We start from the raw sequence: 240 nt of genomic DNA, 5'->3' as shown, positions 1-240 counted from the left end.
CGAACTGGGTATCGACCGCCAGGACCCGGACTGGCCAGCCCTGTCGCTGGGCAACCAGATCCTCGGCGGCGGTGCGTTCGGCACCCGCCTGATGAGCGAGGTACGTGAAAAGCGCGGCCTGACCTACGGCGTGTACTCGGTGTTCAGCCCGATGCAGGTGCGCGGCCCGTTCATGATCAACCTGCAAACCCGTGCCGAGCTGAGCGAAGGCACGCTGAAGCTGGTGCAGGACATTCTTGC

Annotated in this window: 1 protein-coding gene; it reads left to right on the top strand. The window is 65.0% G+C overall.

Going from position 1 to position 240, the window contains the following annotated elements:
- On the top strand, nt 1–240 hold a 240-nt coding region (locus tag SB756_RS34640; protein WP_410913828.1), incomplete at both ends, for an insulinase family protein.

The sequence above is a fragment of the Pseudomonas sp. SIMBA_068 genome (assembly GCF_046534705.1).
Taxonomy (GTDB): Bacteria; Pseudomonadota; Gammaproteobacteria; order Pseudomonadales; family Pseudomonadaceae; genus Aquipseudomonas; species Aquipseudomonas putida.
This window is presented reverse-complemented; position numbering and strand designations above follow the sequence as displayed.